At 38.4% G+C, this 15,934-nt stretch carries 14 protein-coding genes; all 14 read left to right on the top strand.

The annotated features are described in order from the left end of the window. Positions 1 to 308 precede the first annotated feature (308 nt). Entirely contained in the window at positions 309 to 1,556 is a 1,248-nt protein-coding gene (locus tag V7124_RS23035) for a dihydrolipoamide acetyltransferase family protein (protein ID WP_335493817.1), read from the top strand. Next, positions 1,557 to 2,963, top strand: a complete 1,407-nt coding sequence (lpdA, locus tag V7124_RS23040) for a dihydrolipoyl dehydrogenase (protein ID WP_335493820.1) — start codon at positions 1,557 to 1,559, stop codon at positions 2,961 to 2,963. Between the two features lie 23 nt (positions 2,964 to 2,986). Then, the gene (gene pdhA, locus V7124_RS23045; protein ID WP_335493822.1) at positions 2,987 to 4,072 is read left to right on the top strand and encodes a pyruvate dehydrogenase (acetyl-transferring) E1 component subunit alpha; all 1,086 of its coding nucleotides are present in this window, start codon (positions 2,987 to 2,989) and stop codon (positions 4,070 to 4,072) included. A 6-nt stretch (positions 4,073 to 4,078) separates the two neighbouring features. Next, a complete protein-coding gene (locus V7124_RS23050) occupies positions 4,079 to 5,056 on the top strand; it encodes an alpha-ketoacid dehydrogenase subunit beta (protein WP_335493824.1) in 978 nt (325 codons plus the stop codon). An 89-nt stretch (positions 5,057 to 5,145) separates the two neighbouring features. Then, on the top strand, positions 5,146 to 6,225 hold the full coding sequence (gene dctP / locus V7124_RS23055) for a TRAP transporter substrate-binding protein DctP (protein WP_335493826.1): 1,080 nt from the start codon (positions 5,146 to 5,148) through the stop codon (positions 6,223 to 6,225). Between the two features lie 166 nt (positions 6,226 to 6,391). Continuing rightward, positions 6,392 to 6,934, top strand: a complete 543-nt coding sequence (locus V7124_RS23060) for a TRAP transporter small permease (protein ID WP_335493828.1) — start codon at positions 6,392 to 6,394, stop codon at positions 6,932 to 6,934. Then, on the top strand, positions 6,935 to 8,236 hold the full coding sequence (locus V7124_RS23065; protein ID WP_335493830.1) for a TRAP transporter large permease: 1,302 nt from the start codon (positions 6,935 to 6,937) through the stop codon (positions 8,234 to 8,236). It abuts the gene before it with no gap. A 136-nt stretch (positions 8,237 to 8,372) separates the two neighbouring features. Then, positions 8,373 to 9,173, top strand: coding sequence for an NAD(P)-dependent oxidoreductase (locus V7124_RS23070; protein WP_335493832.1), 801 nt, complete (start codon positions 8,373 to 8,375; stop codon positions 9,171 to 9,173). Between the two features lie 75 nt (positions 9,174 to 9,248). After that, the gene (locus tag V7124_RS23075) at positions 9,249 to 10,334 is read left to right on the top strand and encodes a mandelate racemase/muconate lactonizing enzyme family protein (protein WP_335493834.1); all 1,086 of its coding nucleotides are present in this window, start codon (positions 9,249 to 9,251) and stop codon (positions 10,332 to 10,334) included. Between the two features lie 80 nt (positions 10,335 to 10,414). Further along, entirely contained in the window at positions 10,415 to 11,500 is a 1,086-nt protein-coding gene (locus V7124_RS23080) for a mandelate racemase/muconate lactonizing enzyme family protein (RefSeq protein WP_335493837.1), read from the top strand. Positions 11,501 to 11,606: 106 nt separating this feature from the next. Further along, positions 11,607 to 12,692: a mandelate racemase/muconate lactonizing enzyme family protein gene (locus V7124_RS23085; RefSeq protein ID WP_335493839.1), complete on the top strand. Its 1,086-nt coding sequence runs from the start codon at positions 11,607 to 11,609 to the stop codon at positions 12,690 to 12,692. Positions 12,693 to 12,789: 97 nt separating this feature from the next. Next, positions 12,790 to 13,467 carry a GntR family transcriptional regulator gene (locus V7124_RS23090; protein ID WP_335493841.1) on the top strand — a complete coding sequence of 226 codons (678 nt, stop codon included), beginning with the start codon at positions 12,790 to 12,792 and terminating at the stop codon, positions 13,465 to 13,467. Between the two features lie 84 nt (positions 13,468 to 13,551). Continuing rightward, a complete protein-coding gene (locus tag V7124_RS23095) occupies positions 13,552 to 14,730 on the top strand; it encodes an acyl-CoA dehydrogenase family protein (RefSeq protein ID WP_335493843.1) in 1,179 nt (392 codons plus the stop codon). Positions 14,731 to 14,767: 37 nt separating this feature from the next. Then, entirely contained in the window at positions 14,768 to 15,919 is a 1,152-nt protein-coding gene (locus V7124_RS23100; protein ID WP_335493845.1) for a thiolase family protein, read from the top strand. Positions 15,920 to 15,934: the final 15 nt, after the last annotated feature.

The following is a 15,934-nucleotide window of genomic DNA, read 5'->3' on the forward strand; positions in this document are numbered from 1 at the left end:
GCTATAAACGTTCAAATTGCAGTCCAATACAGTTTCAGTTAATTTATTGTAAGGGATATTCATAAAATTATGAATAAAAGGAAATACAAGAAAATATATTTATGCTAGAAAAAGATATGGTAATCATTAATGATTGGGAAGTTAACTTTTTGAAATTCTTTTGTTACCAAACCAAGCGCTAGATATTTTTTTTATAATCAAACTGATATATCAGATATTTCATTTTTGACATCAAATCAGGTGTAAATGAAAAAAATTTATAATTTAGCAAGATTACAACTAATAAATCGTTAAGGTGGTGATTTTGAATGAGTTTTCAGTTTCATTTTCCAGACCTTGGAGAAGGGTTGCATGAGGCGGAAATAATTCGCTGGCTTGTTCATCCTGGACAACATGTAAAAACGGATGAACCGGTTGTTGAGGTTCAAACTGATAAATCAGTAGTAGAAGTAACTTCACCTGTTACTGGAAAAGTATTATCACTTGCCGGGGAAGAAGGAACGATCATTCATGTAGGTGATATATTAGTAACATTTGAAGAGCAGGGAAGAAAAGATAATGAACAGATACCATCCATAGACGGCGGCCAAACTACTAAAATGGCAACCAATCAATCTAATTTTGAAAGCGTTTACTCTTCTGCTACACCAACAAAAATAAGACCGAAAGCTGCTCCTACTGTCCGTATGTTAGCACGTGATCTTGGTATCAACCTTGATGAGGTAATCGGTACTGGACCTGGAGGCAGGATAATAGAAGCAGATGTTAGAGGGTTCAGCCAACCAATTAAGCCCCCGCAAGAAACAAAAATATCCAATCATGCTAGAAAAGAAGAAATTGAAACAAAGAACCAAGAAGAGGAAATTCCATTCGTGGGACTTAGAAGGAAAATAAGTGAAAAAATGGTTCAGTCGGTTAATACCATTCCACATGCAACAGGAATGGGGGAAGTGGATGTAACAAAATTGGTGGATTTGAGAAAAAATCTGATTCCTTTTGCTGAGAAACATGGCTGTAGGCTTACATATCTACCATTTATCATAAAAGCCGTGACAAAGAGTTTAATTGAAAACCCGTATCTAAATAGCTCCCTTGACGAAAAACGGGGTAAAATCATTCTCAAAAAATATTATCATATCGGAATTGCTACTTCTACAAAAGATGGTCTGGTAGTTCCAGTTATCAAAAATGCCGACAAGAAGTCAATTTTGGAAATAGCTTTGGAATTAGAGGAATTGACGGATAAGGCTCGCCAGCGGAAGCTTGAATTAGCAGATTTGCAAGGCGGCACTTTCACAATTAGTAGCACGGGTAAAAATGGTGGAGCCGTATATGCTACACCGATCATAAACTTCCCGGAAGCAGCTATATTGGGTATCTATGAAATTAAAAGAAAACCAGTAGTAATAGAAGATGAAATAGTGATTCGGAGCATGTTGGGTTATGCTTTATCATTTGATCACAGAATCATGGATGGACAGGAAACTGGGCAATTTTTAACTACTCTGACTTACATTTTAGAGAATCCCGAATCAATGATGTTGGAGGTTAGGTAAATGGTTGTCGGTGATTTTTTGTACGAGACAGAAGTTCTGGTAATCGGCGGAGGACCGGGCGGGTATACAGCAGCTATTCGTGCAGCCCAACTAGGCAAGGAAGTAACCTTAGTAGAGAAAAAAGCACTGGGCGGAGTTTGTTTAAATGAGGGTTGTATTCCTTCCAAAGCGTTAATTACTGAAGCAGAGCAGTTTTATAAGTTATCGAGGCTAGCTGATAGAGGAATAGAAGTCAATAGTGTAAAGTTAAATTTTCAGAAATTTCAAAATTGGAAACGTGATCATGTAGTGTCAAAACTTTCCAATGGAGTTAAAACATTGTGCACGAAAAACAATATTAAAACCATTTTCGGCGAAGCGGTTTTTACAGATCATCAAGAGGTTCGGATTTTAACAGAACATGGCTCCCAGCGATATCATTTTCAAAATTGTATCATTGCAACGGGATCATCCACGAAAGAACTTCCTGAGCTTCCTTTTGGCGGTCGGATATTGTCATCTTCCGAAGCGTTGGAACTTCAGGAAGTTCCCAAACAAATGATTATAGTAGGCGGAGGTTATATCGGAATTGAATTAGGTACCGCATATGCCAAGCTGGGCTCCAAAATTACCATCCTTGAAGCATCAAAGAACATTTTAGCCGGCACGGATGAGCAACTAGTACAAGTCGTTAAAAGAAATCTGAAAAAGCTTGGGGTTGATATTCATACAAATGCCTTAGTAAAACAGAGTAAAGTGATGGAAGGCAGTGTTCAACTTAACGTTCAGTTTAATGGTGAAGAACATGTACTAGAGGCAGAATACTGCCTTGTGACTGCCGGCCGATTTCCGAATACGAAAGATATAGGTTTAGAACAAATCGGAGTTAAATTGAATGAAAGCGGGTTGATTGAAACAGATTGGCAATGCAGAACTAGTATTCCTTTTATTTATGCAATTGGCGATGTTGTAAAGGGACCCGCATTAGCACACAAAGCGTCCTATGAAGGGAAGATTGCAGCGGAGGCTATCTCAGGAATGAACACTGTTATCGATAATATTGCGATGCCCACAGTTATTTTTTCTGATCCGGAAATTGCTTCAGTTGGTTTAACTGAACAACAAGCGAAAGATCATGGCTATGAAATCAAAATCGGTAAATTTCCATTTTTAGTTAATGGCAGGGCCCTAAGTGCCGATGAAACAGAAGGCTTTGTAAAAGTTTTGGCCGATCAGGACGATCGGGTACTGGGGGTGCAGATGGTAGGATACCAAGTGTCCAACCTCATTGGTGAAGCCACGCTGGCAATTGAAATGGGAGCAAAGGTGGATGATATTTGTTTTACCATTCATCCACATCCAACTTTGACGGAGGGATTATTAGAAGCCTCGGAAGCGTTGCTAAAGAAGGCTATCCATATCATATGAAATTAGAGGAAGGGGTAAAAACTATGCCCAAAACATATGAGGTTAAGCCTGATATGGTTCAAATTCTTAATGAGGATGGAGAGGTAGATAAAGACCTTTTTTTAAAATTAAACATTGATAATGAACTCCTATTAACAATGTACGAATGGATACTTAAGGGAAGAGTTTTTGACAAGAAATTTATTAATCTACAGAGACAAGGACGAATCGGAACATATGGTTCTTTTGCCGGGCAGGAGGCTGCACAGGTCGGGAGCGCATTAGCAATTAAAAAACAAGATTGGATCATACCAAGTTATAGAGAAACGGTCGTTTCTTTAATTCATGGAGTCCCGCTTAATAACTTCCTAATGTATTTTAGAGGCCATTTTGGAGGAACAAGGCCACCGAAGAACGTCAATATGTTTCCCATTCAACACATCATTGCAGGTCAAATTCCTCAGGCAGTGGGATGCGCCTGGGCTTCAAAGTTGAAAGGTGAGGATAGCGTCTCAACTTGCTATTTTGGTGATGGAGCAACTTCTCAGGGAGATTTCCATGAAGGCTTGAATTTTGCGTCTGTTTATAAGCTTCCAGTCGTTTTCTTTTGTCAAAACAACCAATGGGCAATCAGTGTTCCAATTGAAAAACAAATGGGAAGTGAAACCATTGCCCAAAAAGCCACAGCTTATGGAATGAAGGGTGTACGTGTGGATGGAAATGATGTATTAGCTTGCTATCAAGTAGCAACAGAAGCAATGGAACGTGCAAGAAGTGGAAACGGTCCAACATTAATAGAGGCAGTAACCTATCGTTTGGGTTCCCATACGACTGCGGATGATTGGACCAGGTATCGAAGCAAGGATGAGGTTGAGTTGTGGGCGAATAAAAAAGATCCGCTTATTCGATTTGAAAGTTTCCTCAAACAACAGGGTTTGTTTTCAAGTGAAAGGAAAGCTGCAATTGTATCGATGGTAGAGGATGAAATAGAAACGGCTCTAGCAGAATTTGAAACTGTAAAACCTGCACCAGCTTATGAATCTTTTGATTTTGCCTATGACAAACCCGATGAGGATTTACTCATTCAAAAAGAAGAGCTCAAAAGGCGAATTAAATCAGAAGGGAGGTGACGTTTGATGGCTAAATTAACGATGGTGGAAGCTATCCGCCAAGCCATGTCACAAGAAATGGAACAGAATGAAAGGGTTATTCTTCTAGGGGAAGATATTGGAGTCAATGGCGGGGTATTTCGAGCTACAGAGGGACTTTATGAGAAATTTGGGGAGAATCGAGTTTTTGATACTCCTTTGGCTGAATCTGGAATAATAGGCTCTGCCGTTGGTTTGGCTATGAATGGAATGAGGCCAGTAGCAGAAATACAATTCTTTGGTTTTATCTATCAAACTATGGATCAAGTTTGTGGTCAGGCTGCTAGGATGAGATATCGATCAGGTGGGAGATTTACCGTCCCAATTGTCATTCGGGCCCCTTTTGGAGGAAATGTACGGGCACCTGAACTACATTCAGATAGTTTGGAAGCGCTTTTTTTGCATACTCCTGGATTAAAGGTTGTGATCCCATCAAACCCATTTGATGCAAAAGGACTTCTAATCTCGGCTATCCGTGATGATAATCCTGTTTTATTTTTAGAATCTCTGAAACTATATCGCTCTTATAGAGAGGAGGTTCCTGAAGAAGCATATAGTGTCCCGATTGGAAAAGCAGCTGTCTTAATAGAAGGAGAAAATGCAACGATCGTGACTTATGGTGGGTCAGTTCCTATGGTTAAAAAAATCGTAGAGGAATATAAAACAAAAGGCATTCACATAGAGCTGATCGATCTAAGAACGATTAGTCCATTGGATATAAAAACAATAAAAGAATCTGTCGAGAAAACAGGACGATTAATGATTGTCCATGAAGCAGTCAAAACAGGTGGAGTAGGAGCAGAAATTATCGCACGAATAAATGAAGAATGTTTTTATTCCTTAGCAGCCCCTATTGTAAGAGTAACCGGGTATGACACACCTTATCCTGTTCAAACAATGGAAGACGATTGGCTACCAAATGAAGCGCGTATTAATGAAGGTCTGGTAAAACTATTATCTTGTTAAAGATGAATCAAAGAATAGCAGAATAGTTGATTTATTAGCACAGGGATGTATGTGCATGGTTATAACAATATCAATATTGGAGGTTAATTATGAAGATTAGAGTTCAATTAATCGTTATTGCTATTTTGGTTGTTCTATTTGTTTCTGCTTGTGGTAACAATGAAAAATCTAGTACAGGTGATTCATCGTCTTCAAAAGATAAAATTGAACTTATGCTAGGTTCACCGCATCCAACTGTGCACCATGCCCATAAAAATGTTTATTTACCATGGGAGGCTGAAGTTGAAGAAAAAACAAATGGAAAAGTAGCAGTTGAAGTTTTTCCTGGTGCACAATTAGGAGGACCGGATACTGCTTTGGATGATGTAAGCAGTGGAGTTTATGATGTCGGTCTACTTACAATCAATCACGAACTCGACACTCCGCTCTTTCCATTTTCAATCGGAACTTTACCGTTTGCGTTTCCAGATACAGCAACAGCCTCAAATGCACTAAAGAAATTTCATGAAAAACATTACCCCAAGAACTTTAACAAGGTTACTCCTTTAGGACCATTTACCGGTACCGATCCATATATCTTATTTAGTGCAAAACCCATTGAAAAAGTAGAAGATCTCAAAGGAATGAAAGTATCCTTCCTTGGCGGTGATGCACTATCCAATTTAATCACTGCTTGGGGTGCAACTCCTGTTTCGATGGATGCTACTGAGGTATACCAATCATTAGAACGTGGAACGATTGATGCAACAATCTTTTCACTCGTAGGAGGAAAAGGCTTTAAATTCCATGAAGTCGCTCCATACCTAGTGAAAATCGGTCTTACCAATGTACCCATTCTTTTAGTTGCAAATACTTCAGTATATGATGGTTTGCCTGATGATGTAAAAGGAGTTCTTGAAAACGATTTATATGGGTTTATGCCGAATGCCTTTAAAGAAAGTTTTATAAATGAAGAAGAGTCTGCTTTAGCTACCATGGAGAAGGAAATAGAAGGGAAAGGCAAGGTAATCTTGCTTTCTCCTGAAGAAGAACAAAAATTTATGGCGCCTGCAGAGAAAATATGGGATGCATGGGTGGAAGAGGCAAATTCCAAAGGTTTTGATGGGGAACAATTAATGGCTGACTTTAAACAAATTTTGGAAGAAGAAGGAGTAAAACTTCCATTTTAACTAGATATTAAGTTTACAAGCTAAGAATCTATTTATTTATAACCCCATTGATTAAGTAAGTGGAATCATAATCGCTCAGGAGCTAATAAGGAAAGCTTGCAAATCAATGGGGTTACATAAAAACATAGATTGTAATCCGTAGGTCAATAAGGGGGCAGGTATAGATATGATAAAAGTTTTTAACAGTATTCGTTTTTTTACTACCCTTTCTAAGTATTTAGGTTACACCTCATTATCCATTATGGTGTTATTTTTAACACTTGCTTCTATTTATAGAACCTTTGGCAGCCCAATATTGGGGGATGTAGAAATTTCTTCCTTACTAATGGTCGTTTTGATTTTTTTTGCTCTACCCTTTACACAAGTATCAGATGCTCATATAAAAATTGGTCTTATCGTTGATCGTTTACCACAAAAATTCCAACTATTTTTGGATATACTTTCATCGATTTTAACATTTTTTGTTGCGATAATCATCGCTGTAGTTTTTTATCAAACCTCCATGATACTTTTGATCGAAAATCCTGAGTTCTCTGAACTGCTTAATATCCCGTTGTCTCCTTTAATGGTTATTATCTTTATTTCATTTGCCATATGGGCATTAGAAAGTGTTCTTAAATTAATGGAAGACATAAAAAAGATCATCAATTCAAAGGAAGTCATTCAGGAACAAGTAAGTCAGGAGCAAGTTGTCGGGGAGGTGGAATAATTGTCAATAGAATTTGTAGGTCTTCTAGTAATAATAATCATGTTTATTCTAATGTTCTTGAGGATACCAATCGCCATTTCTATGGCTGTCCCATCCATAATCGCCATTTACCTATTAAGAGGTGAGGACGCATTATTCGGGGCAATTGAAAGTATCATTTGGTCTCAAAGTAATAACTATAACTTAATAACGATCCCAATGTTTATTTTGATGGGACAGCTGATCTTTTATTCGGGAATCAGCGAAGATTTATTTACGATGTTTAGAAAAATAATTGGTAGAATAAGAGGCGGTATGGCTTTAGCAACGATTGGCGCCTCAGGTATTTTTGCTGCAGCCTCCGGTTCTAGTTTAGCAACAACAGGCACAATCGGAGTAATTGCTGCAAAGGAAATGTTAAGAAATGGTTATAATAAACCGTTATCTGGCGGGGCAATCGCTGCAGGGGGAACACTTGGGATTTTAATTCCTCCAAGTACGATGTTCATTATCTATGGAATGCTGACAGAACAGTCGATTGGGCATCTATTGATAGCAGGAATTCTTCCAGGAATTGTCCTAGTCATCTTATTTATGTTGACCATTGCCATAGTAACCACAATAAACAAAGATTTAGCACCAAAAGGTGAATCGTATAGTTGGAAGGAGAAAATTCTTAGTCTTCGGCATACCTTTTGGATCTTATTCCTCTTTATCATTGTCATTGGAGGAATGTATGCAGGGATATTTACGCCAACAGAGGCATCTGGTGCAGGAGCTTTCGGTGCATTTCTGATTGCATTATTGAAGAGAAAATTAACGCTGAAAAAAATGGGAGAGGCCCTTGCTGAAACCCTTAAAACGACGGGATTTATTTTCTCTATCGTTATTGGTGCATTTCTGCTCAATTACCTATTATCGATTACCCGTGTACCATTGCTGTTAGAGCAATTTCTTACAAATACAACCCTCCCACCGATGGCTATTTTTGCATGTATTATTCTAATGTATATCCTGTTAGGCATGGTCATGGAATCATTTGCTATGATTGTTGTCACAATTCCAATAGTGCTTCCGGTCATTCAATCATTAGGTTTTGATCTTATTTGGTTCGGGGTTGTGATTGTTTTGGTGGTTGAAATGGCTTTAATTACCCCACCGGTAGGCATAAATTGTTTTGTCTTAAATGGGGTTGTACCTGAACTAAAACTGGAACAAATATTTAAGGGTGCATTCCTTTTCATTATACCTATTCTAGTATTAATCGTCTTACTAGTCATGTTCCCAGAAATCGCACTATTTTTACCGGAAAAGATGGGATAGAATGATAGGTTTATTCAGAAAATTAACAATATTAGGTTCTGTTACATCGTGAATAAATAAATCTCAAATAACTAAAAACACTTATAAAAATTAAGAATTCTTTAGTGTTGTTTTAGATATGAAAGGAGGTGAAGAAGTGAAAAAGATTGGTTTCTTAGGATTAGGAGCTATGGGTTTGCCAATGACAAAGAATATTTTGAAAGCTGGATATGATACTTATGTTTTAAGTCGTAGTCGTCCACCCATCGAAGAAGCAATTTCATATGGTGCGATTGAAGTTTCTTCACCAAAAGAATTAATTGAAACCGTCGATATACTTTGCACGTGTTTACCGGTTCCTCATACGATTATCCAAGTTTATGAAGGTAGTAATGGGATTATTGAAGGAATAAGTGAAGGGAAAATTGTGATTGAACATTCTACTATCAATCCAGAACTTAGTAAACGCATAAGTGATCAAATAACTGCTAGAGGAGGTGAGTTCATAGAAGCCCCTATAAGTGGGGGTTCTATAGGTGCCACACAAGGGATGTTAACGATTATGTGTGGTGGCAAGAAAATGGTATTTAGGGATTGTTTTAACCTTCTAAAAGTAAATGGAGAAAACCTGTTGTATGTTGGTCCCATTGGAAGCGCTAGTACGTATAAGCTCATCAATAATATGTTATTTATTGCGAACTTTACGGCACTGTCAGAAGCCTATAGGTTGGGAAAAAATGCAGGAATAAATCTCCAATTGTTATTTGACATCATAAGGCGCAGCACAGGCTATTCGAAAGCTTTGGATTGGGTACTAGAAAAAGAGGATAACATGGAACGTGTATTCTCATTATTGGAAAATGAATTATTTCTTAAGGATAAGAGGCTTGTGACCGATATGGCAAATAATTTGAACGTGTCATTAATGATTCAAAACACCCATAGTAACGCGACGTAAGGAGTTAAAAACTCTTTGAAACAATGTTCCGTCAAATAAATTTATATAATTATATTAGGAGAGAGAGGGATCGTTATGAAAATAACAGATATTAAAGCTCATGTACTAGAACCGACATCGGTGCTTTGGCATGTAGGTTCACATACGGCTTGGGCTGATACTCCCCACATTTTTATTAGAGTTTTCACAGACGAAGGACATGAAGGTCATGTAGTTACCTGGCTTGCAGACATAGGAGAGTTTGAAAATAGGTTAGCTGATTTAAGGTCATTCCTAATTGGAAAAGATCCTCATTTTGTAGAAAGCATTAACCAGCAGTTGACTAGTAATTTAGAATGGCCAGATGCTGTTGCGAGTTATATTGATATGTGTTTATGGGATATAATTGGTAAAAAACATGGTGTACCTATTTATAAATTGCTCGGTGCAGCACGAGATAAAATGAAGGCCTATGCAAGTACGCATTCCTATAACTCTGATCAAGAGTATATTGATCTTGCTCTTGAGTGCAAGAGCCAAGGTTTCAAAGCTTTTAAACTGCATCCTTATGGAACCCCTGATGATGATATTAGACTTTGCAGAAAGGTTCGTGAAGCAGTAGGGCCTGAAATGGAACTAATGCTTGACCCAGTTAATGCATATGACAGACAGGGAGCACTTAAGGTTGGAAGGGTAATGGATGAACTTAACTTTACTTGGTATGAGGCACCGATTCTCGATACAGATATTCCTGGATTGGTTCAATTAAAGAGTAAAATAGATACGCCAATTGCGGCAGGGGAAGGAAACTATCTAGGATTGCGCGTTGCCGTTAAAGCTTTACAGGCAAATGCCCTTGATTCAATCCGTGCAGTTGGGGATTTTATTGGTGGAATCACTGCCATGAGAAAATTTGCCGCACTTAGTGAAGCATATAATGTTAAGTTTGAACCTCATAGTTTCGGTCCTCCTTTGGTTCAGGCAGCCCACTTCCATATTATGCTGTCTATGGTTCACTGTGATTATGTTGAAATTCCAGTTCCTCTCGGATTATTTGATAAGGGTATGAAAGATGTACTGGAACTTGATTCGGAAGGATATGTTCATGCACCAACAAAGCCAGGACTTGGCTATGAAGTTGATATGGAAGAAATTCAAAAGTTAACCATTAGAACGCTGTAATTGAATTTTAAGAATATAGTTTTCTATTAATTAAATGGAATAATATTAAAATAAGGTATACGAAAGCGGGGAAAAATATAATGAAAATTACCGATATCATCGCCCATGAACTTGAGCCGTCAGGACCATTTAAATTCCATGATGGTTGGCCAGCTACCATGTTTAGTCACGTGTTCGTAAGAGTTTTAACTGACGAAGGTCATGAAGGTCATTTTATTACATGGCTTATGAATATTGGGGAATTTGAAACACAGCTTCCTAGCCTTAAATCTCTGTTGGTTGGAAAAGAGCCTTATTTTGTGGAGCAAATTAATCAGCATCTTCAAGAGTTTAATATACACACTCCAAGTTCTGTGATTAGTGCAATTGATATTTGTTTATGGGATTTAATTGGTAAGAAGCATGGTGAACCTATTTATAGATTACTAGGTGCAGCTAGAGATAATGTCCGTGCTTATGCAAGTACCCATAATTATGAAACAGATCAAGAATATATTGATTTAGCATTAACTTGTAAAGAGCTAGGATTTAAGGCTTTTAAACTCCATCCTTATGGAATACCTGAGAAAGATATCAGACTTTGTCGGAGTGTACGTGAAGCAGTCGGTCCTGAAATGGAACTGATGCTCGACCCAGTTAATGCATATGATAGACAGGGTGCCCTTAAGGTTGGTAGGGTGTTGGATGAGCTTAACTTTACTTGGTTTGAGGCTCCGATTCTAGATACTGATATTCATGGACTCGTTCAATTAAGAAATAAATTGAAGACACCGATTGCAGGAGCGGAAAGTGATATTCAAGGTCTTCGTACTACAACTCGTTATCTAGAAGCGGGGGCACTTGATCAAATTCGTTCGATTGGAGATCGGGAAGGTGGCATTTCGGCAATGAGAAAAATCGCTGCAGTATGTGAAGCCTTTAATGTTAAATTTGAGCCACATAGCTTTGGGCCACCTTTGGTTCAAGCAGCGCATTTCCATGTTATGTTGTCCATACTTAACTGTGATTATGTTGAACTTCCTGTGCCTCTTGGTCTATTTGATAAAGGTATGAAGGATGTGCTAAAGCCTGATGCAAATGGTTATGTACATGCACCAACAAAGCCTGGATTGGGCTATGAAGTGGATATGGAGGAAATTGAGAGATTAACCATTAGAAAGTTTTAGTAAAAAACTAAATGATTTTAGAGATTGAAAATTCATACTTTTCCAAATGAAGAGAAAAGACCGCAATCTATAGTAAATCTATTAGAGAAAAAGAGGTAATCTTTTAATGAAAATTATAGATATAATCGCACACGTAATTGAACCAACCGGACCTATACATTTCTGGGATGCTGCCCCTCCACAATTGTGGGAGCATGTTTTTATCAGGGTCTTGACAGACGAAGGACATGAAGGTCATTGTATCACTTGGCTGATGGGTAGTGCAGAATTTGAAAACAAGCTCCTTGAATATAAAGCGAAATTAATCGGAAAGGATCCCCATTTTGTAGAGGCGATTACTCAGGATCTTATTAAAGCTAATCTTGAAATACCAAACCCTTCAATAAGTGCGTTAGATATTTGTTTATGGGATTTAATTGGTAAAAAGCATAAGGTGCCAATCTATAAATTGCTGGGAGCCGCAAGAAATAAAATGTGTGCATATGCCAGTACCCATACTTATCCGACTGATCAGGAATATGTAGATATAGCACTAGAATGTAAAGAGAGAGGATTTAAAGCCTTTAAGCTCCATGCATATGGTGATGCAGACAAGGATATCAAAGTATGTAGAATGGTCCGAGAAGCAGTTGGACCAGAACTGGAACTAATGCTCGACCCGGTTGCAGGTTATGAAAAGCAGGATGCACTAAAGGTTGGTAGGGCATTGGATGAATTAAACTTTACTTGGTTTGAAGCGCCAATTCTGGATTCAGATATTGAGGGACTGGTGCATCTAAAAAGCAAATTGGATACTCCGATTGCTGCAGGGGAGTGGAATTTTCAAGGTTTGCGTGCGTCAACAAAATATCTGCGAGCTAATGCCGTTGATGCAATACGTACAGTTGGAGACTGGACAGGTGGCATTTCAGGCATGAGAAAAATAGCCGCACTAAGCGAAGCATATAATGTAAAGTTTGAACCCCACAGCTTTGGTCCGACGTTAATCCAAGCTGCTCATTTCCATGTAATGTTGTCTATGCTCCACTGTGATTATGTGGAACTGCCTGTTCCTTTAGAAACATTTGAAAAGGGTATGAAAGATGTATTAGAGCTTGATGAGAATGGGTATGTACATGCTCCAACAAAGCCGGGGCTTGGCTATGAAGTGGATATGGACGAAATTGAGAGACTGACAATTAGAATGATGTAGGTTAACCTCCCTCTTTATCAGATTCAATATATTTGATAAAGAGGGATGAATATCCTATCCAAATTAAACAATTTGAAAATCCGAAATATTTAGAGGAGTGATTCCTATTAAATCACCCAAACCTGATCTTCGAAATATTAATGAACAAATTTACTGGTATTTGCGAACACAAATTATAACAAATCAAATGAAACCTGGGAGCAGAATCAATTATGATGATTTGACCAAGGAGTTGGGTATAAGTAAAACTCCTTTACGAGATGCATTTAATCGTCTTTATCAAGAAGGACTTGTAGAAGTTAGATCACGGTCTGGAACGTTCGTGAGGGAGCCGAGCGTTCAAGACGTAATAGAAGTTTTTGATATTAGACAAGCGCTTGAGAGAAAATCAATAGCTTTATCAATAAATAGAATTCCAAGGAATTTATTAGAAAAAATGATGGATTTAACTTGGGATATCGAAAGCAAGTTTATTGAGAGTGGAAATATTCAAGAATTTTTAGAAGCAGATTTTGACTTTCATCAAACCATTGTAAAGTATTCAAATAACTCACAAATTATCAAAATATTAGATACCTTAAATGCACAAATAAGCTGGTTCGGATTCCTTATTGTTGAAAAACTTAAGGAAAGTGCTGCTCAAGGCATGGAACATCATCGGAGCATTCTAGGAGCCATGCTGGATATGAATTCCGAATTGGCTATGAATTTAATGGAAAATCATATTGAGGAATCTAAACAGACAATTATTAAAGATTTTTCAGTTCGTTATTAGAGTTAAATAGAAATGGTATTTTAGTTTCATTTTAAGGATTAGGACATTAAATATCTAAATAGGTTAATAGGATGGTGAAAAGGAATGATCAATACTTCAAAAAAGGAACCATTGGTTGGACAGCGCCCATTTTTTACGGAAGAGCACCTATTATTCAGAGATTCATTACGAAAATTTTTAGAAAAAGAAGCCGTTCCTTTTTATGAAGAATGGGAAAAGAATCGTTTGATTCCAATAAGCTTTTGGGAGAAATTAGGTCAGAACGGTTATTTAGGGTCATGGATTGACGAGCAATACGGAGGATTAGGTGCTGATTTCGGTTTTTCTGTTATTTTGGCGGAGGAATTAGAAAGAGTTGGTTCGGGCTTAATGGGGATTCCATTACATACCGATATTGTTGCACCCTATATTGCTTCTTTTGGAACGGAAACACAAAAAAGTAGATATTTACCACAATTCCTTACTGGAGAAATGATTAGCGCGATAGCGATGACTGAACCTGGAGCAGGATCAGATTTGTCAGGAATACAGACTACGGCTGTAAAATCGGGAGATTACTATATTGTTAATGGAGCAAAAACTTTTATTACAAACGGAATTCAAGCAGACCTTATTCTGATTGCTTGTAAAACGGATCCCCACGCAGTTCCGGCACATAAAGGGGTAAGTTTATTGTTGGTGGAAGCGGATACAATTGGGTTTTCGAGGGGGAGAAAGCTCGAAAAAGTAGGACACCACAGTTCAGATACTGCAGAGCTCTTCTTTGATTCAGCCAAGGTCCCGCGAGAGAACTTAATTGGTGAAGAAGGAAATGGCTTTATTTATATGATGCAGAAGCTGCAGCAGGAAAGGATCATCTCTGCTCTAAATGCTCAAACTGCCGCAGAAGACATGCTGGAATTAACGATAAACTATGTAAAACAAAGGGAAGCATTTGGTAAGGCCATTAGTCAGTTTCAAAACACACAATTTACCATTGCGGAACTAGCAACGGAAATACAGTTAGGGAGAACATTTGTAGATGATTTGGTAGTCAAACATATGCAAGGGCTCGATGTGGTTACAGAGGTATCGATGGCTAAGTGGTGGGTCACCGATATGGCAAAACGTTGTGCAGGAAAATGTATGCAGCTTCATGGAGGATATGGGTACATGGAAGAATATAAAATAGCACGCCGCTATAGGGATATTGCTGTTACCTCCATATTTGCAGGAACAAATGAAATCATGAAAAAAATCATATCTAAAAATCTAGGAATTTAGTTTTAGATAAGTATTTTATTTTCGGGGGGATGCGGGAATGAGAGAAGTTGTAATTGTCGAAGCAGTTCGGACACCAGTGGGAAGAAGAAAAGGAGCATTAAGTTCCGTTCGACCCGATGATATGGCAGCAAGTGTTTTAAAAGAGTTAGTAAAACGTACCAGGATTAATCCAGCAATTGTTGAGGACGTAATATTAGGATGTGTTTCTCAAGTTGAAGAACAAGCACTTAACATAGCACGTACAGCCGTTTTACAGGCGGATTTTCCGATTAGTGTACCTGGGACAACACTCGATCGTCAATGTGGATCTGGCCAGCAAGCAGTTCATTTTGCCGCACAGGCCATTGCAAGTGGGGATATGGATGTTGTGATTGCCGGCGGGGTTGAAAGCATGTCACGTATACCGATGGGAGCAACTCGTCAAAAATCGGATTGGAGTGAAGAATTGACTTCTCGTTATGAAATTATTCACCAAGGCTTATCAGCAGAACGAATAAGTGAAAAATGGGGATATACTCGTACTCAATTAGATGAATTTTCATTTGAGAGCCATCTCAAAGCGATTAAAGCCCAAGAAGAAGGTCGATTTGAACGTGAAATCATGCCGTTTGAGGTTACCCATGAGGATGGTACAAGAACAATTGTAACGCAAGACGAAGGACCAAGAAAAGATACTTCCCTTGAAAGACTAGCCTTCCTTAAGCCTGCATTTACAGAAGATGGCGTGATTCATGCAGGAAATGCTAGCCAAATGAGTGATGGTGCAGCAGCTTTACTTTTAATGTCCAAAGAGAAAGCACTCGAATTGGGAATTACTCCTCGTTTCCGAGTGATTGCTCGTTCAGTCGTCGGCTCAGACCCAACTTTAATGTTAACAGGTCCGATCGAAGCAACTAGACATGTACTTAAAAAAGCGGGTCTTACAATAGATGATATTGATCTTTATGAGATAAATGAAGCTTTTGCACCGGTTCCTATGTGTTGGCTTGAAGAGATTAAAGCAGATCCAACGAAACTAAATGTAAATGGAGGAGCCATTGCATTAGGCCATCCATTAGGGGCAAGTGGAGCTCGTGTTATGATTACCCTTTTGCACGAGTTAGAAAGAACAGGTGGTCGGTACGGACTTCAAGCGATCTGTGAAGGTGCCGGCATGGCCAATGCAACCATTATCGAAAGAATCTATTAACCTACCAAGGAGGAA

Origin of the sequence: Neobacillus niacini (assembly GCF_036961885.1) — a bacterium.
Lineage (GTDB): Bacteria > Bacillota > Bacilli > Bacillales > Cytobacillaceae > Neobacillus > Neobacillus niacini_H.